The organism is Streptomyces sp. NPDC037301 (assembly GCF_055602785.1).
On sequence record NZ_JBVJWD010000003.1, the window covers coordinates 466,172 to 488,929 of the forward strand.

General features: G+C 69.3%; 25 protein-coding genes. 12 read left to right on the top strand and 13 right to left on the bottom strand.

Translation table 11 applies throughout. From position 1 onward, the window contains the following. Positions 1 to 206 precede the first annotated feature (206 nt). From ACZ7IB_RS08225 to ACZ7IB_RS08235, 3 genes are all read left to right on the top strand, one after another. On the top strand, positions 207 to 1,466 hold the full coding sequence (locus ACZ7IB_RS08225) for a L,D-transpeptidase (protein WP_470910207.1): 1,260 nt from the start codon (positions 207 to 209) through the stop codon (positions 1,464 to 1,466). Positions 1,467 to 1,632: 166 nt separating this feature from the next. After that, on the top strand, positions 1,633 to 3,078 hold the full coding sequence (locus tag ACZ7IB_RS08230) for an ABC transporter permease (RefSeq protein ID WP_470910209.1): 1,446 nt from the start codon (positions 1,633 to 1,635) through the stop codon (positions 3,076 to 3,078). A 45-nt stretch (positions 3,079 to 3,123) separates the two neighbouring features. Then, the gene (locus ACZ7IB_RS08235; RefSeq protein ID WP_470910212.1) at positions 3,124 to 3,807 is read left to right on the top strand and encodes an ABC transporter ATP-binding protein; all 684 of its coding nucleotides are present in this window, start codon (positions 3,124 to 3,126) and stop codon (positions 3,805 to 3,807) included. Between the two features lie 108 nt (positions 3,808 to 3,915). Here ACZ7IB_RS08235 and ACZ7IB_RS08240 read toward each other — a convergent pair whose 3' ends face one another. Further along, positions 3,916 to 4,374: an RDD family protein gene (locus ACZ7IB_RS08240; RefSeq protein ID WP_470910464.1), complete on the bottom strand. Its 459-nt coding sequence runs from the start codon at positions 4,372 to 4,374 to the stop codon at positions 3,916 to 3,918. A 269-nt stretch (positions 4,375 to 4,643) separates the two neighbouring features. On the opposite strand from ACZ7IB_RS08240, the gene ACZ7IB_RS08245 reads away from it, so the two are divergent. Further along, a complete protein-coding gene (locus tag ACZ7IB_RS08245) occupies positions 4,644 to 5,156 on the top strand; it encodes a hypothetical protein (RefSeq protein ID WP_470910215.1) in 513 nt (170 codons plus the stop codon). A gap of 15 nt (positions 5,157 to 5,171) precedes the next feature. Here the strand turns inward: ACZ7IB_RS08245 and ACZ7IB_RS08250 are convergent, their stop codons facing one another. Further along, positions 5,172 to 6,743, bottom strand: coding sequence for a hypothetical protein (locus ACZ7IB_RS08250; protein WP_470910466.1), 1,572 nt, complete (start codon positions 6,741 to 6,743; stop codon positions 5,172 to 5,174). A gap of 241 nt (positions 6,744 to 6,984) precedes the next feature. Here ACZ7IB_RS08250 and ACZ7IB_RS08255 point away from each other — a divergent pair, with 241 nt between their 5' ends. After that, positions 6,985 to 7,155: a hypothetical protein gene (locus tag ACZ7IB_RS08255; protein ID WP_470910218.1), complete on the top strand. Its 171-nt coding sequence runs from the start codon at positions 6,985 to 6,987 to the stop codon at positions 7,153 to 7,155. Positions 7,156 to 7,361: 206 nt separating this feature from the next. Continuing rightward, on the top strand, positions 7,362 to 8,699 hold the full coding sequence (gene gdhA / locus ACZ7IB_RS08260) for an NADP-specific glutamate dehydrogenase (RefSeq protein WP_470910221.1): 1,338 nt from the start codon (positions 7,362 to 7,364) through the stop codon (positions 8,697 to 8,699). Between the two features lie 62 nt (positions 8,700 to 8,761). On the opposite strand, the gene ACZ7IB_RS08265 is transcribed toward gdhA, so the two are convergent. Both ACZ7IB_RS08265 and ACZ7IB_RS08270 read right to left on the bottom strand, forming a co-directional pair. Beyond that, complete coding sequence (locus ACZ7IB_RS08265) at positions 8,762 to 9,169, bottom strand: YrdB family protein (RefSeq protein ID WP_470910225.1); 408 nt, start codon at positions 9,167 to 9,169, stop codon at positions 8,762 to 8,764. Positions 9,170 to 9,604: 435 nt separating this feature from the next. Next, entirely contained in the window at positions 9,605 to 10,066 is a 462-nt protein-coding gene (locus ACZ7IB_RS08270) for a MarR family transcriptional regulator (protein WP_470910227.1), read from the bottom strand. Positions 10,067 to 10,178: 112 nt separating this feature from the next. Between ACZ7IB_RS08270 and ACZ7IB_RS08275 the strand changes: the two genes are divergently transcribed. Beyond that, positions 10,179 to 11,441 (top strand): alpha/beta hydrolase, encoded by a 1,263-nt coding sequence (locus ACZ7IB_RS08275; protein ID WP_470910229.1) that lies wholly within the window; start codon positions 10,179 to 10,181, stop codon positions 11,439 to 11,441. 713 nt (positions 11,442 to 12,154) lie between these two features. Next, the gene (locus ACZ7IB_RS08280) at positions 12,155 to 12,442 is read left to right on the top strand and encodes a hypothetical protein (protein WP_329833693.1); all 288 of its coding nucleotides are present in this window, start codon (positions 12,155 to 12,157) and stop codon (positions 12,440 to 12,442) included. Between the two features lie 578 nt (positions 12,443 to 13,020). Here ACZ7IB_RS08280 and ACZ7IB_RS08285 read toward each other — a convergent pair. The 3 genes from ACZ7IB_RS08285 to ACZ7IB_RS08295 form a co-directional block, all read right to left on the bottom strand. After that, positions 13,021 to 13,638, bottom strand: a complete 618-nt coding sequence (locus ACZ7IB_RS08285; RefSeq protein ID WP_470910232.1) for a DUF6461 domain-containing protein — start codon at positions 13,636 to 13,638, stop codon at positions 13,021 to 13,023. A 68-nt stretch (positions 13,639 to 13,706) separates the two neighbouring features. After that, the gene (msrA, locus tag ACZ7IB_RS08290; protein ID WP_470910234.1) at positions 13,707 to 14,381 is read right to left on the bottom strand and encodes a peptide-methionine (S)-S-oxide reductase MsrA; all 675 of its coding nucleotides are present in this window, start codon (positions 14,379 to 14,381) and stop codon (positions 13,707 to 13,709) included. A 71-nt stretch (positions 14,382 to 14,452) separates the two neighbouring features. Continuing rightward, a complete protein-coding gene (locus tag ACZ7IB_RS08295) occupies positions 14,453 to 15,556 on the bottom strand; it encodes a hypothetical protein (RefSeq protein WP_470910236.1) in 1,104 nt (367 codons plus the stop codon). A gap of 68 nt (positions 15,557 to 15,624) precedes the next feature. Between ACZ7IB_RS08295 and ACZ7IB_RS08300 the strand changes: the two genes are divergently transcribed. Beyond that, a complete protein-coding gene (locus ACZ7IB_RS08300) occupies positions 15,625 to 16,770 on the top strand; it encodes a cystathionine gamma-synthase (RefSeq protein ID WP_470910238.1) in 1,146 nt (381 codons plus the stop codon). A 230-nt stretch (positions 16,771 to 17,000) separates the two neighbouring features. On the opposite strand, the gene ACZ7IB_RS08305 is transcribed toward ACZ7IB_RS08300, so the two are convergent. From ACZ7IB_RS08305 to ACZ7IB_RS08320, 4 genes are all read right to left on the bottom strand, one after another. Beyond that, positions 17,001 to 17,192 carry a DUF1059 domain-containing protein gene (locus ACZ7IB_RS08305; protein ID WP_114246326.1) on the bottom strand — a complete coding sequence of 64 codons (192 nt, stop codon included), beginning with the start codon at positions 17,190 to 17,192 and terminating at the stop codon, positions 17,001 to 17,003. A gap of 64 nt (positions 17,193 to 17,256) precedes the next feature. Further along, positions 17,257 to 17,508 (bottom strand): hypothetical protein, encoded by a 252-nt coding sequence (locus ACZ7IB_RS08310; RefSeq protein ID WP_470910241.1) that lies wholly within the window; start codon positions 17,506 to 17,508, stop codon positions 17,257 to 17,259. After that, entirely contained in the window at positions 17,505 to 17,999 is a 495-nt protein-coding gene (locus ACZ7IB_RS08315; RefSeq protein ID WP_470910243.1) for a sigma factor-like helix-turn-helix DNA-binding protein, read from the bottom strand. The genes ACZ7IB_RS08310 and ACZ7IB_RS08315 overlap by 4 nt, the downstream gene beginning before the upstream one ends. Positions 18,000 to 18,086: 87 nt before the next feature. Continuing rightward, positions 18,087 to 18,617, bottom strand: a complete 531-nt coding sequence (locus ACZ7IB_RS08320; RefSeq protein ID WP_470910245.1) for a MarR family winged helix-turn-helix transcriptional regulator — start codon at positions 18,615 to 18,617, stop codon at positions 18,087 to 18,089. 156 nt (positions 18,618 to 18,773) lie between these two features. Between ACZ7IB_RS08320 and ilvA the strand changes: the two genes are divergently transcribed. Beyond that, on the top strand, positions 18,774 to 20,003 hold the full coding sequence (gene ilvA, locus ACZ7IB_RS08325; protein WP_470910248.1) for a threonine ammonia-lyase: 1,230 nt from the start codon (positions 18,774 to 18,776) through the stop codon (positions 20,001 to 20,003). Positions 20,004 to 20,311: 308 nt separating this feature from the next. Here ilvA and greA read toward each other — a convergent pair whose 3' ends face one another. Then, entirely contained in the window at positions 20,312 to 20,809 is a 498-nt protein-coding gene (greA, locus tag ACZ7IB_RS08330) for a transcription elongation factor GreA (protein WP_470910250.1), read from the bottom strand. Positions 20,810 to 20,992: 183 nt separating this feature from the next. Then, the gene (locus tag ACZ7IB_RS08335; RefSeq protein WP_470910253.1) at positions 20,993 to 21,409 is read right to left on the bottom strand and encodes a DUF4307 domain-containing protein; all 417 of its coding nucleotides are present in this window, start codon (positions 21,407 to 21,409) and stop codon (positions 20,993 to 20,995) included. A 151-nt stretch (positions 21,410 to 21,560) separates the two neighbouring features. Here ACZ7IB_RS08335 and mca point away from each other — a divergent pair, with 151 nt between their 5' ends. Continuing rightward, positions 21,561 to 22,442: a mycothiol conjugate amidase Mca gene (gene mca / locus ACZ7IB_RS08340; protein ID WP_470910256.1), complete on the top strand. Its 882-nt coding sequence runs from the start codon at positions 21,561 to 21,563 to the stop codon at positions 22,440 to 22,442. A gap of 1 nt (position 22,443) precedes the next feature. Continuing rightward, the gene (locus ACZ7IB_RS08345) at positions 22,444 to 22,677 is read left to right on the top strand and encodes a hypothetical protein (RefSeq protein ID WP_470910259.1); all 234 of its coding nucleotides are present in this window, start codon (positions 22,444 to 22,446) and stop codon (positions 22,675 to 22,677) included. Positions 22,678 to 22,758 lie beyond the last annotated feature (81 nt).

Genomic DNA, 22,758 nt, shown 5'->3' on the forward strand with positions numbered 1-22,758 from the left:
CCGCGGACCGGGGCCGTTGTGCGTGCCGGCCGTATATACGCGACCGGCACCGGGAACCACCGCCGACGCGGATGCGTCGATGAGTGTTGTTCCCCACATCCCTCTTGGATGTGGAACGGAAGACCCCTTCCATGGGTTCTAGGAACATTGACGGGTTTCGCCGGTCGTCGGCGGCTCTGCTCGGGGTTTTTGGGGATTAGGCAACGATGGAGAAACGTGTGATGACGGACAGCAAGCGGCGCAAGGGCCTGATGGCCGCGTCCGCACTGCTCGGTGGCGTTCTGGTGCTCACTGCCTGCAACGACAGCGGCGCGAGCGCCGAGAGCTCGAAGAAGTCGCAGGCGGCCGAGGTCGACAAGGCGGCCGCCCAGGACGCGTCGGAGGCGCAGATCACCATCGCGCCGAAGAACGGTGCGGCCAACGCGAGCATCAACAACGACGCCAAGGTCACCGTCACCAAGGGCACGCTGTCCCAGGTCACCATGACCACGTCGGCCGGTGCGACCGTCAAGGGCACGCTCGCCGCCGACGGCAAGAGCTGGAAGCCGGACGTCCAGCTGGAGCGCTCGACCACGTACAAGATCAATGCGGCGGCCAAGGACTCCAAGGGCCGCGAGGCGCACGAGAACTCCTCGTTCACCACCGTGTCGCCCGCCAACAGCTTCATAGGCAACTTCACGCCCGAGGACGGCTCCACGGTCGGCGTCGGCATGCCGGTCTCGATCAACTTCAACAAGCCGATCACGGACAAGAAGGCCGTCCAGGACGCAATCACCGTCACGTCCAGCAGCGGTCAGGAAGTCGCCGGCCACTGGTTCAACTCGCAGCGTCTCGACCTGCGCCCCGAGCAGTACTGGCAGGGCGGCTCCACCGTCACGCTGAAGCTCGCGCTGGACGGCGTCGAGGGCGCGGACGGCGTCTTCGGTGTGCAGCAGAAGACGGTCACCTTCAAGGTCGGCCGCAACCAGGTCTCGACGGTCGACGCCAACACGAAGACGATGACCGTCACCCAGAACGGCAAGACGATCAAGACCATCCCGATCTCTTCCGGCTCCTCCGCCAACCCCACGTACAACGGGCAGATGGTGATCTCCGAGAAGTTCAAGGAGACCCGGATGAACGGCGCGACGGTCGGCTTCACCGACGACGACGGCAAGGGCGAGTACGACATCAAGGACGTGCCGCACGCCATGCGGCTGTCCACCTCCGGCACCTTCATCCACGGCAACTACTGGGGCGCGCGGTCGATCTTCGGCAGCGCCAACACCAGCCACGGCTGTGTCGGCCTCGCCGACGTGAAGGGCGCGAACGACGCCAACCAGCCCGCCGCCTGGTTCTACAACAACTCCCTCGTCGGCGACGTGGTCATCGTCAAGAACTCCCCGGACAGGACCATCACCCCCGACAACGGCCTCAACGGCTGGAACATGAGCTGGGCGGACTGGACGGCGGGCTCCCAGGCCTGACCCGCACGCACCACCCCTCCCGCAGTACCGAATCCCCGTACGCAGGCGGCGGCACCCGGATCCCCTCGGATCCGCGGCGCCGCCGCCTGTGGCGTTCGCAGGGGATTTCATCCGGCTCTCATCGGGGCCTTATCCCGCCATCACGATCCGTTCCTAGCCTCGCGCCATGTTCTTCACCTACCTCCGGCGCGAGCTGCGCCGCCGCAGAAAGGCGGCGCTGGTCGTCGCCTCGGGGCTGGCCCTGGGCATCGCGCTGGTCATCATCGTCAGCTCGGTCTCCTCCGGAATGAGCAAGGCCCAGGACAAGGTCCTGGAATCGCTGTACGGCCTGGGTACGGACATGACGGTCACCAAGGCCGCCGCCGCACCCGGTTCCGGCAACGGGCGCCCGAAGTTCGAGTTCGACGCCAAGGGCAACGACGACGACTCGACACAGAGCAGCGACCGGGTCCTGGTCCAGGGCTTCCAGACGCTGGCCTCCTCCACCGCCGACACGATCGGCAAACAGGACGGGGTCGCGGACGCCGTCGGCGGACTCAGCCTGAACGTCATGAAGGTCGACGGCCAGTTCGAACGTGGTGAGTTCAAGCAGCAGGACGGCACGGCCCAGGGCGGCCGGAGCGGCCCCGGCGGACAGGGCGGCAGCACGCAGCCGCAGGGCGAGGTGAAGGGCGGCGGTGCCTCCTTCGACGTCAACTCCTACACCGTGTACGGCACCGACGTCACCCAGCAGGCCCTCGGCCCGCTGACTTCGTCGAAGATCACCAAGGGGCGTACGTTCAAGGCGTCCGAGACCGACGCCGAGGTCGCCGTCGTGGACTCCGCGTACGCCAAGGAGAAGAAGCTTGACGTCGGCAAGACCGTGACCGTCCACGGCACCAAATTCACGATCGTCGGGGTCTCGACCGCCGACAGCGGCGACGCCGCCGCCAACCTCTACATCCCGCTGAAGCAGGCGCAGACGCTCGCCGGCTCGAAGAACAAGGTCACCACGGTCTATGTGAAGGCATCGGACTCGCAGCAGATCGACCAGGTCAAGTCCACCATCCAGAAGAACGTCTCCGGCACGACCGTCACCACCTCCGCCGACCTCGCCGACACCGTCTCCGGCTCCCTCTCCACCGCCTCCGACCTGGCCTCCAGCGTCGGCAAGTGGCTGTCCATCGCGGTTCTGGTCGCCGCCTTCCTGGTGGCCGGCCTGCTCACCTCCTCGGCGGTCAGCCGCCGGGTACGGGAGTTCGGCACCCTCAAGGCGCTCGGCTGGAAGAGCGGCCGGGTCACCCGCCAGGTCGTCGGCGAGGCCCTCGTCAACGGACTGCTGGGCGGAGTGCTCGGCATCGCCGTCGGTCTCGCCGGTGCGTACGTCGTGACCACCATCAGCCCCACCCTCACCGCAGAACTCGGCTCCTCGGGCGGCGGCCGGTTCATGGGCGGACCGGGCGGGCCGAGCGCGGCCAAGACGCTCGACGTCGCGCTGACCGCACCCGCATCGCTCTCCATCATCCTGATCGCCGTCGTGCTGGCCGTGGCGGGCGGGCTGATCGCCGGTGCGTTCGGCGGCTGGCGGGCCTCCCGGCTGCGCCCCGCCGACGCCCTGCGCCGCGTCGAATAGCCCACCCGGCGTCCCACCCCACTTCGTTCCAGCAGGAGTTGACCCATGTACACCCTCAGAGACGTCACCAAGCGCTATACGCGCGGCAAGACCACCGTCGATGCGCTCGCCGGTGTCGATCTGACCATCGAGGACGGCGGCCGGCTGGTCATCCAGGGCCCCACCGGCGGCGGCAAGTCCACGTTGCTGCAGATGCTCGGCGGTCTCGACCGCCCCACGAGCGGCAGCGTCGAACTCGACGGTGTGGACCTCGCGAAGCTCAGCGAGGCCAGGCTCACCACAGTGCGCGCGCAGAACATCGGCTTCGTCTTCCAGAGCTTCAACCTCATTCCGACGCTCACCGCCCAGGAGAACGTCGAGACCGCGCTCGTACCGCTCGGCGGCAAGGCGGCCGAACGGCGCAGGCGGGCCGCCGAGGCACTGGACTCCGTCGGACTCGGTGAACGGCTCGGGCATCTGCCCGGCGAGATGTCCGGGGGCCAGCAGCAGCGCGTGGCGATTGCCCGGGCCCTGGTCAAGCAGCCGAAGGTGCTGCTCGCCGACGAACCCACCGGCAACCTCGACGAGTCGATGCGCGACGAGGTCATGGAGGTACTGGAGACCATGTGGAGGGAGCACGGCCTGACCTTCATCATGGTCACGCACGACAGCGCCATCGCCCGGCGTGTGCCACGGCTGGCGACGATTCGCAAGGGCAAGGTCACGATCACGGAGAACGCGGCGGCCTGAGAAGGGCTTCGTGCGGGGCGCCGGTCGGTCCGGCGGACGCCCTGCCGTCGATCGGCGTGCGGGTCCGGTCCGGCCTCGGCCGTGGCCCGGCCCGCCTCCCGGCGGTGGTCAGATCCGGCCCCAGCGGTGTTCGGCTGCGGCGTTCCGGTGGGCCGTGAGGTCGCTGTGGCGGACCTGGCGCAGGCCCACCGGATCGTCGTGCCCGCTGCTCCAGAAGGCGCTGAGGTGGAGTACGCCGGGGCCCGCGAGGAACGAACTCAGCGCGTACCAGGGCTGCAACGGCAGCCGGCACAGCCCGTACAGCCAGCGCCGCACCAGCCTGCAGGGCCCCGGCCGCCCGGCGTCGGGCAGTCCGATCACGCGTATCCCCATGATCAGCTTGCCCGCGCCGCCCCCGGCGATCGCGGTGAGGACCACCTGGTTGAGGAACGAGAACGCGAGCGTCGGGCCGAGCAGCAGACCGACGGTCTCGGGGATGCCGGCCGTGTGCACATGCGGCCGGGCCAGTAAGCCGCCAGTGACCAGGCAGAGGTAGCAGTCGAGGCCGACGGCGAGATAGCGGCGCATGTCGCCCACACGCGGCGGGATCCGGGGCGCGGCGCGCTGCCCGGGGATGGCCGGGAGAGCCGGGAGAGCCGGATGGGCGTACGGCCCGGCGGGTCCCGGGTACCCCGGTCCGGGCGGTGTGCGGACGGCCGGTAAGGCCGGCCCGGAACAGCTTCGGATACGTCTGTGCCCCGGCGACGTGGTCATGACGGCATCATGTCCGATTGCCGGTCACCGTGTGCCCAGGACCGCTCTCCTGCCGCCCCGTAAACCGCACTAATCTCAAAGTCATGACCGCCGCCATCACCGCCATGATCACCGCAGTAGTCGGGGTGCTCGGCACCCTCTTCGCGCCGGTGCTCGCACAGCGCCTGACCGTGCGTCAGCGCGCTGAAGAGGCCCGACTGTTCGGTGAGCAGCGGAAGTTCGAGGAGCGGCGCGCTCAGTACACGGCCATGAACCGGGCCTCCCGGCAGTTCCACACACTTCTCAAGGACGCCCTGCACCGCATCCGCGACGACGTCTACACCGAGCAGGAACGCATCCAGCTCGAAGAGGCCCGCCTCGACCACCGCGACCGCTACGCCGAGGCTCAGATGATCGTCCCCGAACGGATACTGCAGGCGTCCCGCGACCTCAACCGGGTCCTCGCCCTCGGTGACGCCGCCGTCAAACGCCTCGACCGGGGCCTCGCCCGTGACGGCGAAAGCGTCGAACGGGCCCTGGAGGACCTGAGAGCGGCCGACCCCTGCCTCGACACGATGCGGGAACTGATGCGTCAGGACCTCGGCGTCACCGACTGAACCGCGGCCTCGACGTCACTGACTGTCGAGCACCCGGCAAGCCCCGGACGGCCACAGCCGGTAACGCGAGTCCAGCCGGTACTCGCCGCCCCGCTCCACCGTGAGCCGCGTCCACTCGCCGTCCTGCCGTACGCACCCGCCGCCGTCGGCACGCAGCCAGGGCGAGTACGCGATCCGTACCGTCACCGACCCGGGGGCGGGCATCCGTACCACCAGCGAGGCGTCGTCCCCGCGTACGACGGTGCCCGGCGCGGAGACCAGCGGGACGGCGCCCCGCACCCGGTAGATCCGCCACCCCGCGTCCTGCCACACCGGCTCCAGCCAGTCGGTCCCGCGCCGGACGATCTCCGCCTCCGCCTCGGCCGGGCCGTCCGGCCTGCCGCTGTGCAGCACCACGAGACCCACGCCCCACCGGTCTAGCCAGGCGCGGTACGCCGCCGGAGTCGGCTTTCCCCTGTAGAACAGCCGCCCGCGCTCCACGTCGAGCTGCCGGTTCCAGCCGCGCGCCATGTTCACATGCGGCGCGAGCACGGACGCCTCCCGGTGATTTTGGGCCGGTACGACCTCCACCCGGGTCCGTTCGGCACCGAGCCTGCGCAGCTCGGCGACCACACCGTCGGTGTGCGCCGCCCAGGCGGGCACGGTGGTGGTGACCCGCAGATCGTCATCGGTCTTGTTGACCAGCCAGCCGGTGTTGAACGCCAGCATCCCGACGAGCACGACCGCCCGCACCCGCAGCAGCCGGCCGCCCCGCGGCCGGCCCGCCAGAGTGGTCAGTGCCGCCGCGAGCAGCACGGGCGGGCCGGCCACCCCCACCAGCCGCTCCACATTCGTCCCGATGGGCGAGGGGATCAGGAAGGTCAGGACGACACCGACCGCGTACACCACGCTCGCGAACCGGACCACCCGCCAGCCGCCCTCGCGCGGCGCCGCGAGCCACAGGGCCGCGCAGGCGGCCAACGGCATCCACAACTTCCCCGGAGCCATCGGCTGTTCGCCCGTGAACGGAAACAACACCGTCGTCGCCGCCACCACCACGAACGGCGGTACGAGGAGCACGGCCGCCCGCCGCCACTGCCGGTCGAGCCCGTACGCCGCACCCGCCACCACCAGGAACAGCCCCGCCACCGGACTCGCCGCCGTCGCCAGCACCGCGCAGCCCGCGGCGACGCCCGCGCGGCGTCGTACGTACAACAGCGCGGCCAGCCCGATCGCCACGCCCATTGCGAACGTGGTACGCCCGGACGCGACATTGCACCAGAGCACCAACGACCCCAGCACCGAGACCGCGACCGGCCACCGCACCCCGGTCCGCACACAGAGCCGCCCCAGTGCCCACGACCCGCAGAGCCCGGCGGCGACGGTGACGGCCCGCACCCCGAACACCGCCATGAGCGGCGGCGTCAGCAGGCTGTAGTTGGCGGTGTGCGTCCCTCCGTACCAGGAGAGGTTGTACGCGGACCCGGGATGCCGGGACGCGAAGGCGGCCCAGGCGGACTGCGCCGCCAGATCACCGCCGCCGGTGGCCAGCACCAGCACCCACACGAGGTACAACGGCACGACGACCAGCACCGCGAGACCCGGCACCCACCACCGCGCCGAGTCCGGATCCGTGACCGCTCGGCGCACACCGGCGCCGACCCGCTCGTCTCCCCGCTCGCGCGTCGCAGTTCCCTCGGTGATCCCCACCTCGCAAACCCTAACGGGACCCTTCGAACCGCACGACGGTTCAGCTGGCTACACCACGGATGTGGGGGACCGGTCCCTCGTGACGGCGGATACGTGCCGGGAGAATGGATCCATCACCCGACAACGGAAGGCGAAACTCATGAAAGCACTGCTCTGGATCGTGCTCTGCGCGGCGATCGCCGCGAATGTCTCCCTGAACTTCCTCATGGAGGACAACGGTCTGCACATCGCGCTGAGCGTCGTCTCCGGCGTGGTCGTCCTCGCGTCCGGGACGGGGCTGTGGATGCTGCGCCGCCCGGCGGAGTCGTAGACGGGCCCAGGATGCGGACGCAGTGAACGACCTTCGTGAGCCACTGGGACAATCGGTATGCCACAACGGTTCTGTACGTCGCTTCCGTGAGCCGCAGAGCGTGCGATGTCTGGGCGACGCCCTCAATGGGGAGGGGGACCGCTGGTGCCCCCCCGGGGACGGGGCACCCACGCGCGCGATGCCGACCCAGGGAAGGTATGACCCATATGAGTGTCATCGAGCCGCTGTTCGCGGAGATTCTCCGCCGCAACCAGGGCGAGAAGGAATTCCATCAGGCGGTACGGGAGGTCCTGGAGACCCTCGGCCCCGTCCTCGAACAGCGGCCGGAGTTCGTGGACGCCCGGATCATCGAGCGCATCTGCGAGCCGGAGCGCCAGCTCATCTTCCGGGTGCCGTGGTCCGACGACTCCGGCGACATCCATGTGAACCGCGGCTTCCGGGTCGAGTTCAGCAGCTCGCTCGGACCGTACAAGGGAGGGCTGCGTTTCCACCCCTCGGTCAACCTCGGCATCGTGAAGTTCCTCGGCTTCGAGCAGATCTTCAAGAACGCGCTCACCGGCATGCCCATCGGCGGCGGAAAGGGCGGCGCCGACTTCGACCCGAAGGGCCGCTCCGACGCCGAGATCATGCGGTTCTGCCAGTCGTTCATGACCGAACTCCACCGTCACCTCGGCGAGTACACCGATGTCCCCGCCGGTGACATCGGCGTCGGCGGCCGCGAGATCGGCTACCTGTTCGGCCAGTACAAGCGGATCACCAACCGTTACGAGTCCGGTGTCCTCACCGGAAAGGGCCTGGGCTGGGGCGGTGCCCAGGCGCGCACCGAGGCGACCGGGTACGGCTGTGTGCTCTTCACCGCCGAGATGCTCCGCAGCCGTGGCGAGTCCCTCGACGGGCAGCGCGTCGCCGTGTCGGGCTCGGGCAATGTCGCGATCTACGCGATCGAGAAGGCCCAGCAGCTCGGCGCGACCGTGGTGACCTGCTCCGACTCCGACGGGTACGTCGTGGACGAGAAGGGCGTCGACCTCGCCCTGCTCAAGGAGATCAAGGAGGCCGGCCGCGGCCGGGTCTCCGACTACGCGGAGCGCCGCGGCGAACACGTCAGGTTCGTCCCCGGCACCGGCCTCTGGAACGTCCCCTGCGATGTGGCCCTGCCCTGCGCCACGCAGAACGAACTGCACGAGGCCGACGCCCTGGCCCTCGTACGCAACGGCGTGAAGGCGGTCGCCGAGGGCGCCAACATGCCCACCACTCCGGAGGCCGTACGCATCCTCCAGGACGCGGGCGTCGCCTTCGCCCCCGGCAAGGCGGCCAACGCGGGCGGCGTGGCCACCAGCGCCCTGGAGATGCAGCAGAACGCCTCACGCGACTCCTGGACGTTCGCCCACACCGAGGAGCGGCTCGCGGAGATCATGCGCCACATCCACGACTCCTGCCACACGGTCGCGGAGCGCTACGGCAGCCCGGGCAACTACGTGGTGGGCGCCAACATCGCCGGCTTCGAACTGGTCGCGGACGCGATGCTCGCCCAGGGGCTCATCTGATCCGGCCGGTCTGACGACGCCACACCGGCCGGGCCGCCTTCCGCGGCCGGGCCGGTGTCACGTCAGGCAGCCGGCGCTCCGCGCTGCGGTGTGCGGCGCCGAAGGGTCTCGGCCAGGGCCGTGTTCACGACCACGACGACGCCGAAGAACGCCGCCGCCACCGGATGTCCCACCGCGTGGACTGCGTACACACCAGCGCCGAGCACCACCGCCTTGACCAGCAGCACCCCCGCGAGGGGCGGCCGGAAGCGGGCGCGAGGGGCGGCGAACATCCCCCAGAGCACGATGGCCGCCGCCGGCGTCCCGAGCCCCAGCAGCAGCCGAGCAGCCGTGCCGTCCCCGGTGGCGAAACCCCACCAGGCCAGAGCAGTCAGCGCCACCAACTCGACGACGAACGCGAGAAGTTCGTTGGCCATGAACCACGGCGGGCCGGCCGGGGCGGCAGAAGTGCTGCGGCCTTCGCTCGTCATGGGTTGGACGGCCCTCTCTATGCGGTGGTCAACGCTGCCGGAAGCGGTTCCCGGCGCGAGTGTGGTGGATCATCTTCCCCGATGCCGGACCCGTCGATCGCACAGAATGAAGAAATCGGCGAGGTGCCGGCGTAAGGCCGGGCGTAGGCATGGCAGCCGCCGCTGACCCTGTCGCGTCAGTCCTCGGTCGTCGATGCGTCGGCCACACCGATCGGGCAGGAGACGCCTACCGGACTCGTCCCGCTCGGCCTCCCCGAGCTCAGACGCCTGATCATCCGCCTGGTAAGTCCCTTCCGACCTGCGGTCGAGCACGTCTTGCACTGGTCGACCTGGCGCCGACGCCGACGAAACCAAGCCCGCCACAGTCACTACGAACGACGAGGCCACAGCCCATGAACTGCGACCTCGTCACCTCAAGCGCCGTTGCAGTACCGATTAGAGGGTGTCGTAGATAAGGGCCAAGCCCCGAAGGGCCTCGGTGGCGGCACCCAGAGCGTGAATGTCCAGGTCACTGAGCGTCTCGTTGAGGGCCTCGGCCAGGGTGTGATCGCGTTCGTTGTGCCGCTGCCGCCCGGCGTCTGTAAGCGTCACCACGACTGACCTGCGGTCCCCCTCGGGCCGCTGCCGCGTGACGTAGTCGGCCCGTTCGAGGCCATTGACAAGCTGGGTGGCTGCGGGACCTGTGGTCTCCGTGCGTTCGGCGAGTTTCTTCACCGACAGTGGCCCTTCCTCGGCCAACACGCGCAGGGCTCGCGCATGGGTGAGCGAGAGAGCTCCGGGGGTCCGGGTAGCCCTGCCCCGCAACCGGGCGTCGGCGGCACTGAGGCTGTAGGCGGCCCGTGCGAGGGCATCCAGGGATGCGCGGCGTTCACGGGCGGATGTCTCGGCTTTGTCCACCGGGGAGGGACCTTTCGTGTGGCAGAACTGGACGACTTGACAAACAATATAACATAAGTACTTACTTAATAAGTACTTAGCGATTTACTGAGTGTGAACGAAAGGATTCCTCATGACTGTGCGTTCCACCGGACAGAGCTGGGCTCTCGACATTGCCCTCGCCCAAGGCGGCTTCGACGCTCTGCACCCTGCCGCGAAGGGCACCATGGAGCAGCTGGGCCACGACCACACCGACTTCGACAAGGTGTTCGCTCAGGTCCAGAGCGGGGCCATGCTGCCGAAGGCCTGGGCCACCGTGGCTGCGCAGGCCGAGGAGCGCGCCGCGCTCCACGAGGCCGAGGGCTTTGCGCAGACGGCGGCCGATCTTTATCTGCGGGCGGCAGTGATGTGGGGGCGCGCGCAGTACTCCATCTTCGATGCGGAGGACCCGCGCAAGGCCGCGTTCCGTGAGCACTGCAGCCACTGCGTGGCTCGGCTCGGCGAACTGCGCGACAACAGGGTGCGCCGTGTGGTCCTCGACTTCGAGGGCAAGCACATCTACGCCCTGCTGCACCTGCCGATGGGCAAGGTCCGCAACGCCCCGGCCGTCATACTCGGCCCCGGTATGGACATGATCAAGGAGGACTACATCTACGCCGCCGAGCGGTACTACACCTCCCGCGGCGTTGTCGCCCTGTCCATCGAGGGCCCCGGCCAGGGCGAGTCCCGGGCGAACGGTCTGACGGTGGACCTGACCAACTACGAGCGGGCCATCAGCCGCTACATCGACTTCCTTGCCGAACTGCCTGAGGTCGATGCCCAGCGGATCGGCATGTTCGGGATCAGTATGAGCGGGTACTGGGGCATGCGCGCCGCTGCCGCCGATGCGCGCCTGGCCGCTATGGCCGGCTTCGAGGGCGTCACCGGGGACTTCGAGACGATCTTCAACCGAGCGCAGCCCACCTTCAAGAACAACTACATGTACATGGCCGGGTACACCGACGAGGACGTCTTCGACGTGGAGCTGGCGCAGCGTATGCCTCTGGGAGAGCTCGTCGCGGAGATCACCTGTCCGGTCTTCATGGGGATCGGTGAATTCGACGAGCTCACCCAGCTCGAGCAGGCACTTGCCACCTATGAGCGGGTCCGTGCGCCGAAGGAGATGCGCGTCTACGAAAACGAGTTCCATCCGCTGGGCGGCACCGCTGCGGAAGTCTTCCGTTTTGGAGCAGAGTGGCTGGAGCGGGCGCTCGCGGGCGAGCTGAGCGCGCCGGGCCGGGACGTGCGGCACTACGTCCACAACGACGGCCGCACCACCGATGGGACCGCGAACCCGAGCTGGTGGCTGGAGACCACGCCGCGGCAGATCGCCGAGGCGGCTGCCGCTCGCGCCTGACGGCTCCGACCGGGGCGCACCGCTCGGTGCGCCCCGGTTCCCCCGAGGTCTCACGGCCGACGGCCGCGATGCTCGCGTGGGCGAACCGATCGCGGTCCTGCCGAAGCAGGCATGGAAGCGGATCCCGGGCCGGAGCCCACGGCACTGGGCCCGTGTCGCGATCCGGACGGTGTGAGAGGGCGGTTTCGGGCGCTGGGTGCCCGCCCGTCGCAACTTGCCCGACCCGACCGGCCTCGCCTGCTGCGTCTGCTACGGATCTGCCACTTCCTGACTGAAAGACCTGGGCAGGACTCCTATGGAGCCAGCTGTAAACGGGGCGCGAGGTCCTTGGCGGCCTGACGCCACCGGAAGGTGAAACCAGCAGGTTCACGGATGCTCCAGGCGTTGGTGTGGTGAACCCACTGGTGTTGGGGGTTTCCTTCTGCTGAGGGCTCGTGGGTTCGTGGCCCTCATGGCTGTGTGGGGTCGATACCGACGAGCTCTGGACCGCTGCGCGGACGTAGCGGTCCAGTGGGTGGCATTTCTGATTCTGGTCCTGCCGGTACGCCGGCGGGAGTCGTCCATCGCCCCGTTCGAACAGAGCTGGCGAGTGGGAGATTTCACCGACTGGCAGAATGCCGGCTCCTGGAGGAAGCGGTCGGCTCGGTGAACCGCCCGCGCCGTGGCCTGCGCCCTCCCTCTCGACTGTTACCACATGCACAGGAGAACAGACCGTGATCGACAAGGACGTTGAGCAGACCGACGAGCGGGGTTATGGCACAAGGCCCTGGTGGGCGGAGCTCGGGACGCTGGGGGCTGTCGCACTGATCGGGTTCGGGGGTCTCGCGGCAGCGTGGGTCTTCCTCCGGCTGCCCGGTGCCCCGGAGAACCTGGCGACCGGCTACTACGGGGCCGTCAAGGTCGTCACCATCGGCCTTGTGATCGCGGGAAGCGCCCTGCTGGGCCGCCGTCGCGCCCGGGCCGCAGCCACCGAGGAACGGAACGAGCCGGAGCGCGCCTGACACCACCTGCCTGTAGGTTGCGGTGGTGATGGGATAGGCGCATGAGCTGTGCCGCTATCGGCTTGCCGGTCGGCCGCAGACCAAGCGCGCGGGGCTATCGGCGCGTGGCCGTCTTGCGGCTCGGAGAACACTGTCGCCGAAGTCGTCGCGCAGGTCTTTGACCATGCCGAGCACTGCGGTCCCGACAGACCGCTTGAGGCGGGCTCCAGAGCGCTGCGATCGGACGGTCGGCCATGCGTACCCCCCACGCTCTTGCAGCCGGTCGTCGAGCACGGCTACCGGTTCGAAGCGCTCCGCTACGGCCCCCCCACCGGCTTCGTTCCCGAGCCGATCGACCTGCGCATCATGGCCACGCTCCAGGAGGCCAACAGCTCCCTATCCGGCACTACCTGGAACATCGGGAGCGTCCCTGCCTCGGATGAACGCTCTGAGTGTCAGCCGTCAGCAAGCGCGATACCTGTCGGGCAGGACCGGCCCCGTTCGTCGCGGACGGGGCACTCGGGTCGACGCCCGTCCCCGCGAGCGTGCGCTGCCATACGCTCAGTCAGGTCCCGCCGGGTGCACAGCGATGCCTGCCGTCAGGTACGGGGCAGGGACACTACCCCGCTCAAGAACTCGGACGCGTCGAGCAGTTCGCGGGTGAGCCGTACGCCCGTCAGGTGCTCGGCGAGTGCGAAGGCGGCCTCCGTGTGCAGGTCGTAGTTCCGTTCGTCGTCCTCACTCAGATCGAAGCCCGCCGCCCGCATGGTGTCCAAGGAACCGTCGGGATCGCTGCCATCACGTGAGTACGCGAAGAGCGGCTCGAAGTGGAGTCGCCGTTCGCCGTCCTCGTACCAGTTGAAGTGATCAACGGCGTTGACGTTGCGGAAGTGCGACACGGCCGTCGTTCCGCCCGAGAGCGGAACGAGGACTTCGTCGCTGATTCCGAGGTAGCCATTGGGCTCGATCATCAGCGCCCACCCGCCGACCCCGGTCACACCGGCGAACAACCGGTCCCCGTCATGAGTGTCCCAGGTCTCGTACGCGGGCCCGGTCAGGCCGTCGACGCCGGTTATGCGGCGCAGCTCCGTCGCGCCCAGCCCTGTCAGCAGGGCATCAGGAGTCAGCCCGCGCACCAGCGTGACGCAGTACGCCTCGGACAGAGCAGGAAAGTGCTCGTCGAACCACAGATAGTCGTGCGCGGTCGCTTCAGACATGTCGCAAGCATGGCAGCCGTCACTGACATCACCTGGCGAGAGGCCCGGCAGGGCCGGGCCCCGTGACGTCAGTCCTCGGTCGTCGGAGCGGTGGCCACACCGATCGGGCAGGACACCCCCGTCCCACCGATGCCGCAGTAGCCGTTGATGTTGCGGTCGAGGTACTGCTGGTGGTACGCCTCAGCAGGCCAGAACGTGCGGCCCCGGGCCGGGAGGATCTCCGTCGTGATCTCGCCGTAGCCGGAGCCCGTGAGGACCTTCTGGTACGCCTCGCGGGAGGCCGCCACGGCTGCCGCCTGCTCGGGAGAGTGGGTGTAGATCGCCGAGCGGTACTGCGTGCCCACGTCATTGCCCTGGCGGAATCCCTGCGTCGGGTCGTGGGACTCCCAGAACAGCTTCAGCAGCTCGGCGTACGAGACGGTCTTCGGGTCGAAGACCACGCGGACCGCCTCCGTGTGTCCCGTCAGGCCCGAGCAGACCTCTTCGTACGCGGGGTTCTCCGTGGAGCCGCCCTGGTAGCCGACGAGCGTCGTCCAGACGCCGTCCGTCTGCCAGAACTTGCGCTCGGCGCCCCAGAAACAGCCCAGCGCGAAGTCCGCGACCTCCAGACCCTCCGGGTACGGACCCAGCAGCGGATTGCCCAGGACCGTGTGGCGGGACGGGACGGTGAATTCGGGGGTGGGGCGGCCCTTCAGGGCCTCCTCGGGGGTGGGGAGCTGGGGGGTACGGCGTTGCAGGAACATGCGGCGGCTCCTCCTGGGGTCGATTTGCCCTTGCTACAACGCACCCGGGACGTCATGGATTCCGCACGCGGCTACTGCGGCAGCGTCGCCGGGCTGCCGCCGTTCGCCTCGTAGCCTGCCACCGCCAGGGCCCGGTAGACGGTGTACTCGGCGGCCGGGTCGGGGCTCTGCGTCCACGGCAGCGCGCCCACGTGGCCGTCGATGTGGACGAGCTGGTTCATCGCCTCCGACCAGCGCTCCATCCGGACCAGGAACAGCACCAGCAGATGGCGGACGTGCGCGAGCATCGGATCGTCGGCGCGGGCCGCGTGCACCGCGAACAGGGCGCCCTCGACCGCCTTGGTCACCACCGCGCTCCGGTAGAAGCCCTGTACGAGATTGACCTCGGGCAGATGCTCGTACACCGCGAAGAGCGGCAGCGCGGCCAGCAGTGAGCCCTGCGGGGCGCGGGCGGCGGCCGTGGTGGCGAAGCGGTCGGCCTCCTCGCGGGAGCCGTGCCACTTCTCGCACCAGTAGTGCAGCGCGGCGATGTGTGCGCCCATGTGCGCCGGGGCCCGGTCGATCACCTTCGCCCAGAGCCGGTCGAACTCCTCGTGCGAGTAACCGAGCCCACGGGAGACCGCCAGCTCGACGAGGTACGGAACGGGGTCGCCCGGCGCCAGCAGCGCCGCCTCGCCGCAGACCGTACGGGCCTCCTCCAGAATGATCCGGAAGTCGTCCGTCCCCGCGGTCGACGAACGCCACGCCTGCTGCACCAGGAATTCGGCGTGCACCGCCGCACCGCCGGCGTCCTTCGGCGCGTCGGCCCGCCACTTGCGCAGCCACGAACCACCGACACCGGGCTGCTGCGCCAGCTCCAGCGAGGCGGCGCCGGCGAACGCCTGCACCCGCTGCCACCGCACCTCGCCCTCCTTGGGCGTACCGGCCAGCAACTGCGAAGCCGCCCGCCAGTCCTGGGAACGCTGCACGACATCGAGCACATCGAGGAGATCCTGGTCCGGGCCCGGCAGTCGGATGTCCAGCTCCTCCTGACGTACGAAGCCGTAGGTGTCCGGATCGGCGGCGTCCGGGGAACCGGGCGCGACCTGACGGATACCGCCGCGGCGGCGCAGCACGAAGGGGCCGATGACCGCGGCGAGCATGCACAGTGCGATCAGGAACCAGAGAATCTCCATGCCCCCATTGTCACCGGACGGCCCGGTAGCCCGGTGGGCGCCCTCGCGACGAACTACGCTCGGGCCCCATGAGCGACCAGCACAGCTTCGAGACTCTCGCGATCCACGCGGGAAACACCGCCGATCCCCTCACCGGCGCCGTTGTTCCGCCCATTTATCAGGTGTCCACGTACAAGCAGGACGGCGTGGGCGGACTTCGCGGCGGCTACGAGTACAGCCGCAGCGCCAACCCGACCCGTACCGCCCTGGAGGACAACCTCGCGGCCCTGGAGGGCGGCCGCCGCGGACTCGCCTTCGCCTCGGGCCTCGCCGCCGAGGACTGCCTGCTCCGTACGCTGCTCACCCCCGGCGACCATGTGGTCATCCCGAACGACGCCTACGGCGGCACGTTCCGGCTGTTCGCGAAGGTCGTCTCGCGGTGGGGTGTCGACTTCTCGGTCGCCGACACCTCTGACGTGACGGCGGTACGGGCGGCGATCACCCCGCGCACCAAGGCGATCTGGGTGGAGACCCCGTCCAATCCGCTGCTCGGCATCACCGACATCGCTGCGATCGCCGGTGTGGCCCGCGCGGCGGGTGTACGACTGGTCGTCGACAACACCTTCGCCAGCCCCTACCTCCAGCAGCCCCTCGCCCTGGGCGCCGACGTCGTGGTGCACTCCACAACGAAGTACATGGGTGGCCACTCGGACGTCGTCGGCGGTGCGCTGATCGTCAACGACCCGGAACTGGCCGAGGAGTTGGCGTACCACCAGAACGCGATGGGCGCGGTCGCCGGACCGTTCGACGCCTGGCTGGTGCTGCGCGGCATCAAGACCCTCGCGGTCCGCATGGACCGGCACAGCGAGAACGCCACGAAGATCGCCGATCTGCTGACCCGGCACCCCAAGGTCACCCAGGTCCTCTACCCGGGGCTGCCCGAGCACCCGGGCCACGAGGTCGCCGCCAAGCAGATGAAGGCCTTCGGCGGCATGGTGTCCTTCCGCGTCGTGGGCGGCGAGGACGCGGCGGTCCACGTCTGCAACCGGGCGAAGCTGTTCACCCTCGGTGAGTCCCTGGGCGGCGTCGAGTCCCTCGTGGAGCACCCGGGCCGCATGACGCACGCCTCGGCGGCCGGCTCCCCGCTGGAGGTGCCGGCCGACCTCGTCCGGCTCTCCGTCGGCATCGAGTCCGCCGACGACCTGATCGCCGATCTGACGCAGGCGCTCGGCTAGGGCGCTCGGGGCCGAGCGGAGGCGGGCGGGCTCGTTCGTTCGGGCCCGGCCGCCCTCGGCACCCTCAGAGCCTGTCGGGTGACCTCTGATCGGGCGGCCACGGCATGGCACGCACGCTTCCGGCGTTGCCGAAATGCCCTAGTAGCTCCGCTACGAGGGCATCCCGGCGCCTTGGAATCGCACGCACCATGCCGCGTCCGCTCTCCGATCGAAGGTGACCCGACAGGCTCTCAGACGCCGGCCTTCTCGTCGTCCAGCGACGCCCGGATCTGTTCGCGCAGTTCCGGGCTGTCGGTGTGCTCATGGACGGAGACCGCGTGCTCCGCGGCGGCCCTCACGACTTCTTCTTCCTCGCCGGAGATGGTGAGTGAGCAGTTCGTGACGCTCGGATACTTGCGGCAGTCGGCGACTTTCCTGGTCATCGCAGCCTCCTCGGCCGGTTCCCCGTGGCGCCTCGTTCCAGGATAGTTCGCCCCGGACCAGCCCTCACCAGTTGTCCAGCGGTGGCGTCGTCCCGGTGGGAGGCAGGTGCCACGGCTGCGCCTTCAGCGCCCACAATGTGAAGGCGACCACCGCGGCGAACGCCGCCAGCAGCACCAGCCTGCGGGCGAACCGGCGCCGGCGCAGCAGCCGGCCACCGCGCTCCGTCGCCCGCTGTGCCAGATCGGCGGGCACCTGCGGATGCGGACCGTCCAGCATGCGCCGGACCTCGTCCTCGCGGCTGCTGCCGCGGCTCATGGTGCGATCCCCAGCGGCCGTTGCAACCCCCACCGCGCCGTGGGCCGGCGGGTGCCGCGCATCGTGGCCACCGAACGGTTGCAGATCGCCCGGATCCGCTCCACCGGAAGCCCGAGCAGTGCCGCGGCCTGCTCCTCCGCGACGCCCTCGTACAGCCGCAGCACGAGAACGAGACGCTCCTGCGGCGTCAGCCGGTCCAGCAGCCCGCCGCGCGGCCGGTGGTGCCGCCAGACCTCGTGGGCGAACCGGACGGCCAGCTCCCGCCGGGTGCGGTCGTACGGGTCCTCGCCGCGCAGCCGCCCCCACCGCGCGTACGTGCGTGCCAGCGCGGCCATGAGCATCCGCTGGGCCCGGGGGTTCGCTCCGGGCGGCTGGATGGGCTCGGCGGTCAGCAGCGTGGCCGTGTGCAGCAGTCGGCCGGCCGCGCCCGCCACGAAGGTCTCGAACTCCTGGGCGCGGCGCCGTTCCCGGCCCGCCTGGCGCTCTCGCACAGTCCTCATCCGAGCCGTTGCCGGGCTCCTGGTCAAGAGGCGTGCGCCCGAGAGCCTGCGCAGCACCGTCAGGTGCTGCCGTTCCCGCTAGCCGGCCGGGGATGCCTGGGGCGAGGTCTGGCGGGCGGCCAGTGCCAGATTGAACCGGGTGAGCAGCGTGCAGAACGTCTCGCGCTCCTCGGCCGTCCAGTCGTCCGTCACCTGTGTCATGAGCTGGCGCCGGGATTCGCGGACCTCCTCCAGCCGCGCCTGGCCGCGCGGCGACAGCTGGAGCACGACGGCACGGCCGTCCTCCGGGTGCGAGGTGCGCTTGACCAGGCCGGTGTCGACGAGGGGTGCGACCTGCCGGGTCACGGTCGAGGAGTCGATCCCCATGCCTGCGGCCAGTGCCTTGACACCCATCGGGCCTTCCCGGTCCAGCCGGTTGAGCAGCAGATAGGCGGCCCGGTCCATGGAATTGCGCACCTGGCCGACACCGCCGAGGCGGGTCTGCTCGGCACGGCGGGCGAATACCGCGACCTGGTGCTGCAGCGCATCGAGGACGTGGTCGGAACCCGTGGGTTCGGGGGTGGCGCCCCCGGAAGGAGACGCAGCTGTCGTCATGTCCTGAGGGGGCATGGCCGGGGGCTCTCTTCGTGCGGTGTCGGATGGGTGGGGGACAGAGTACGCGGCCACGGGGCAACGCGTACCAGTGCTGCACAAACCTGTGGACAACGGCTCAGGACGGGACCGCACAAGGCGTCCGGCACCCTGCCGAGCTGTAAGACTTACGGTATGAACTTCCCCGCGCCCGGCCATTTTCCCCCACTGATCCTCGACGACATCCGCGGGGCGCAGAAGATGCTTTCCGGCGTGGCCAGAGTGACCGCCATGGAAGGCAGCCGCCACCTGACCGAGCTCGTGGGCGCGCCGGTCCACTTCAAGTGCGAGAACCTGCAACGGACCGGTTCGTTCAAACTGCGTGGTGCATATGTGCGGATCGCGGGCCTGTCCCCGGTGGAGCGGGCGGCCGGAGTCGTAGCCGCCAGTGCCGGAAACCATGCGCAGGGTGTCGCACTCGCCTCTGCTCTGCTCGGCGTACGGTCGACGGTCTTCATGCCGGTCGGGGCGCCGCTGCCGAAGGTGGCCGCCACCCGCCAGTACGGGGCACAGGTCCGGCTGCACGGCCATGTCGTCGACGAGACGCTGGCCGCGGCCCAGGAGTACGCGCAGGAGACGGGTGCGGTCTTCATCCACCCCTTCGACCACCCCGACATCATCGCCGGCCAGGGCACGGTGGGCCTGGAGATCCTCGAACAGTGCCCCGAGGTGCGCACCATCGTCGTCGGGATCGGCGGCGGCGGTCTCGCCGCGGGCATCGCGGTGGCGGTCAAGGCGGTCCGGCCCGATGTGCGGATCGTCGGCGTGCAGGCGGCGGGCGCGGCCTGCTATCCGCCGTCGCTGGCCGCGGGGCACCCGGTGTCGATCGGCACGCTGAACACGATGGCGGACGGCATCAAGGTGGGGCGCCCCGGCGATGTGCCGTTCGAGCTGGTCAGGGAGCTGGTCGACGAGGTCCGTACGGTCTCCGAGGACGAGTTGTCCAGTGCGCTGCTGCTCTGTCTGGAGCGGGCGAAGCTGGTGGTCGAACCGGCCGGTGCGAGCCCGGTCGCGGCGCTGCTGAGCGATCCGAAGTCATTCCGCGGGCCGGTGGTCGCGCTGCTGTCGGGCGGCAATGTGGACCCGCTGCTGATGCAGCGCATCCTGACCCACGGCATGGTGGCGGCCGGCCGCTATCTGAGCCTGCGGCTGCGGCTGACCGACCGCCCCGGCGCGCTGGCCACGCTGCTGGCCGTGCTCTCGGTCGTCGACGCCAACGTCCTCGACATCGGCCATGTGCGGACCGATCCCCGGCTCGGGCTCACCGAGGTCGAGGTGGAGCTGCAGCTGGAGACGAAGGGGCCGGAGCACTGCGAGGAGGTCTCGGCGGCACTGCACGACGCGGGCTATCTGGTGATGAGCTGAGCCTCACGGGTCGCGAGGTATCGCGTTCTGTGGCCCCTGTCGAGCCGCCAAGCTGCGCCGCCAGCCATGCACGAGCTCGTTGGACGGCGGGGCGCCGGCGATTACTCATCGGTGAGAAGGCCGCACCTGTGGGCAGAGCGGAGTGCGCGAAGCGGGTGGTCTCGTCGAGTCCCGCGAGCAGCAGCATGTCCTCGACGGCCGCCGGGCGGGCGCGACGCGCCCCGGGTTTCGCCGTCGGACGCCACCCCGCACATGCGGGGAGCCTCCGGCCCGGCGGGCCGGAGGCTCCCCGCATCAGTGGTGCGGGATCAGCCCGTGTAAGGCTTCGCCGTGAGAATCTTCACGGTGGCCGTCTTGCCGTTCGGCAGCTCGTACTCGGCGTCCTCGCCCATCTTCTTGCCGTTCACACCGATGCCGAGCGGCGACTGCGGGGAGTACGTCTCGATGTCCGAGCTCGCGTACTCGCGCGAGGCGAGCAGGAAGGTCACCGTGTCGTCCGGGTCGCCGTCGAAGGCGATCGTCACAACCATGCCGGGCTCGACCACGCCGTCGTCGGCGGGTGCCTCGCCGACCTTCGCGTGCTCCAGGAGCTGGGTGAGCTGGCGCACCCGCAACTCCATCTTGCCCTGCTCCTCCTTGGCCGCGTGGTACCCGCCATTTTCCCGGAGGTCACCCTCCTCACGGGCCGCCGCGATCTTTACGGAGATTTCCGTGCGCGCGGGACCAGACAGGTACTCCAGCTCGGCCTTGAGCTGGTTGTACGCCTCCTGCGTGAGCCAGGTGACGTTTTCGCTGGTCTGGGTCACAGGGTGCTCCTCGTCGGTACTGGGAATACAAAGCATCGCCCTACCCGTAAGCATGTGCCTCCACGGGTGGGCGAAACCACGAGCCTAACAATTCCCCAGGAAAAGGGGGAGGAGGTAAACCGTCAGGACTGCGTATGCGCAGGTCAGCGGCTACAACAGCGGTTCAGCGTCGGCGTGCGGCGGTCAATGCGCCGCTCCGCCGTCGTCGGTACAGCCCAGCAGCTCGACGCTGGTCGCCCTGGCCGTCGTACGCAACGACAGGACGCGGTCGATACGGTCCGTGCGGTCGTCGAAGCGGAAGTCCTTGCGGGCCACGTCGCTGCCGTCCTCGTGCTGCGAGCGGAGCGTGCAGTAGCCCTTGGTGTCGGTGCCCTTGCGCACCTCCAGGTGCACATCGACCCGCTCGTCCGAGACGACCTTGAACTTGATCACCTCGGCGCTGATGCCCTGGCCGGCGATGTAGTCGTATCCGATCCAGCCGACCACGCCGAGAAGGGCGACGCCCAGCACCGAACCGATGATCTTGAGCTTGCGGTCCGCGCGCTGGTCCGCGGAGCGGCCGTAGCGGTTCTCCGGAAGCGCTTCGCGCACCGCAGTCATGATCGTCCTCCCGTACCGGGGATCGAGGAATTTTCCGCCCCCCGGTTCGGTCACTATAGAAGCCTGCCACCCGCCACCCGACCGCCACCCCGAACCGACGTCCCTTCGGGACGGCACCTCTCCATGGCGTCCAATCAACGAGGATCGAGTCTTGACTGAGCAGCTGCGACTGATGGCCGTTCACGCCCACCCCGACGACGAGTCGAGCAAGGGCGCGGCCACCATGGCCAAGTATGTGTCCGAGGGGGTGGACGTGCTGGTCGTGACCTGCACGGGAGGCGAGCGCGGCTCCATCCTCAACCCGAAGCTCCAGGGCGACGCGTACATCGAGGAGAACATCCACGAGGTGCGCAAGAAGGAGATGGACGAGGCCCGGGAGATCCTGGGCGTCGAGCAGGAGTGGCTCGGCTTCGTCGACTCGGGTCTGCCCGAGGGCGACCCGCTGCCGCCGCTGCCCGAGGGCTGCTTCGCGCTGGAGGACGAGGAGAAGGCCGCGGGGCGTCTTGTCCGCAGCATCCGTGCGTTCCGGCCGCAGGTCGTCACGACGTACGACGAGAACGGCGGGTACCCGCACCCCGACCACATCATGACCCACAAGATCACGATGATCGCGTTCGACGGCGCGTCGGACACCGAGACGTTCCCCGAGTCGGAGTTCGGTCCGGCCTGGCAGCCGCAGAAGCTCTACTACAACCAGGGCTTCAACCGGCCGCGCACGGTGGCGCTCCACGAGGCGCTGCTGGCCCGTGGCCTGGAGTCCCCGTACGGCGAGTGGCTGAAGCGCTGGAAGGAGTTCGAGCGCGACGAACGCACGCTGACCACGCATGTTCCGTGCGCGGACTTCTTCGAGATCCGTGACAAGGCGCTGATCGCGCACGCCACGCAGATCGACCCCGACGGCGGCTGGTTCCGCGTCCCGATGGAGATCCAGAAGGAGGTCTGGCCGACCGAGGAGTACGAGCTGGCGAAGTCTCTCGTCGATACCTCCCTCCCCGAGAGCGACCTCTTCGCGGGCATCCGCGACAATGCCTGATATGTACGCGACCCAGGCACTGACCGACCTCGTTCCGCTTGCCGATGAGCTCGACAAGAACAAGGTGACCCCCGGCGTTCTCGGCTTCATCGTCTTCGCGGCGCTCGCCGCAGGCGTGTGGCTGCTGATGAAGTCCATGAACCGGCACATGGGCAAGGTCGACTTCGAGGAGGCCCCGGACCCGGAGGCGGCGTCCGGTGGCGCCGTTGCCACGGGTGCGGGGTCCGCGAAGTAGAAGTAGGCGCGGGGCGGCGGTACCGGGGCGTCCGGTAGCCGCCCCGTTCGCCTGGCGCCGGACGGGGCGGTTGTGCCCGGC

Coding starts and splice junctions, on each gene's coding strand:
- ACZ7IB_RS08225 (WP_470910207.1), top strand. CDS start 207: ATGGAGAAACGTGTGATGACGGACAGCAAGCGGCGCAAGGGCCTGATG.
- ACZ7IB_RS08230 (WP_470910209.1), top strand. CDS start 1,633: ATGTTCTTCACCTACCTCCGGCGCGAGCTGCGCCGCCGCAGAAAGGCG.
- ACZ7IB_RS08235 (WP_470910212.1), top strand. CDS start 3,124: ATGTACACCCTCAGAGACGTCACCAAGCGCTATACGCGCGGCAAGACC.
- ACZ7IB_RS08240 (WP_470910464.1), bottom strand. CDS start 4,374: ATGCGCCGCTATCTCGCCGTCGGCCTCGACTGCTACCTCTGCCTGGTC.
- ACZ7IB_RS08245 (WP_470910215.1), top strand. CDS start 4,644: ATGACCGCCGCCATCACCGCCATGATCACCGCAGTAGTCGGGGTGCTC.
- ACZ7IB_RS08255 (WP_470910218.1), top strand. CDS start 6,985: ATGAAAGCACTGCTCTGGATCGTGCTCTGCGCGGCGATCGCCGCGAAT.
- gdhA (WP_470910221.1), top strand. CDS start 7,362: ATGAGTGTCATCGAGCCGCTGTTCGCGGAGATTCTCCGCCGCAACCAG.
- ACZ7IB_RS08265 (WP_470910225.1), bottom strand. CDS start 9,169: ATGACGAGCGAAGGCCGCAGCACTTCTGCCGCCCCGGCCGGCCCGCCG.
- ACZ7IB_RS08275 (WP_470910229.1), top strand. CDS start 10,179: ATGACTGTGCGTTCCACCGGACAGAGCTGGGCTCTCGACATTGCCCTC.
- ACZ7IB_RS08285 (WP_470910232.1), bottom strand. CDS start 13,638: ATGTCTGAAGCGACCGCGCACGACTATCTGTGGTTCGACGAGCACTTT.
- msrA (WP_470910234.1), bottom strand. CDS start 14,381: ATGTTCCTGCAACGCCGTACCCCCCAGCTCCCCACCCCCGAGGAGGCC.
- ACZ7IB_RS08295 (WP_470910236.1), bottom strand. CDS start 15,556: ATGGAGATTCTCTGGTTCCTGATCGCACTGTGCATGCTCGCCGCGGTC.
- ACZ7IB_RS08300 (WP_470910238.1), top strand. CDS start 15,625: ATGAGCGACCAGCACAGCTTCGAGACTCTCGCGATCCACGCGGGAAAC.
- ACZ7IB_RS08305 (WP_114246326.1), bottom strand. CDS start 17,192: ATGACCAGGAAAGTCGCCGACTGCCGCAAGTATCCGAGCGTCACGAAC.
- ACZ7IB_RS08310 (WP_470910241.1), bottom strand. CDS start 17,508: ATGAGCCGCGGCAGCAGCCGCGAGGACGAGGTCCGGCGCATGCTGGAC.
- ACZ7IB_RS08320 (WP_470910245.1), bottom strand. CDS start 18,617: ATGCCCCCTCAGGACATGACGACAGCTGCGTCTCCTTCCGGGGGCGCC.
- ilvA (WP_470910248.1), top strand. CDS start 18,774: ATGAACTTCCCCGCGCCCGGCCATTTTCCCCCACTGATCCTCGACGAC.
- ACZ7IB_RS08335 (WP_470910253.1), bottom strand. CDS start 21,409: ATGACTGCGGTGCGCGAAGCGCTTCCGGAGAACCGCTACGGCCGCTCC.
- ACZ7IB_RS08345 (WP_470910259.1), top strand. CDS start 22,444: ATGTACGCGACCCAGGCACTGACCGACCTCGTTCCGCTTGCCGATGAG.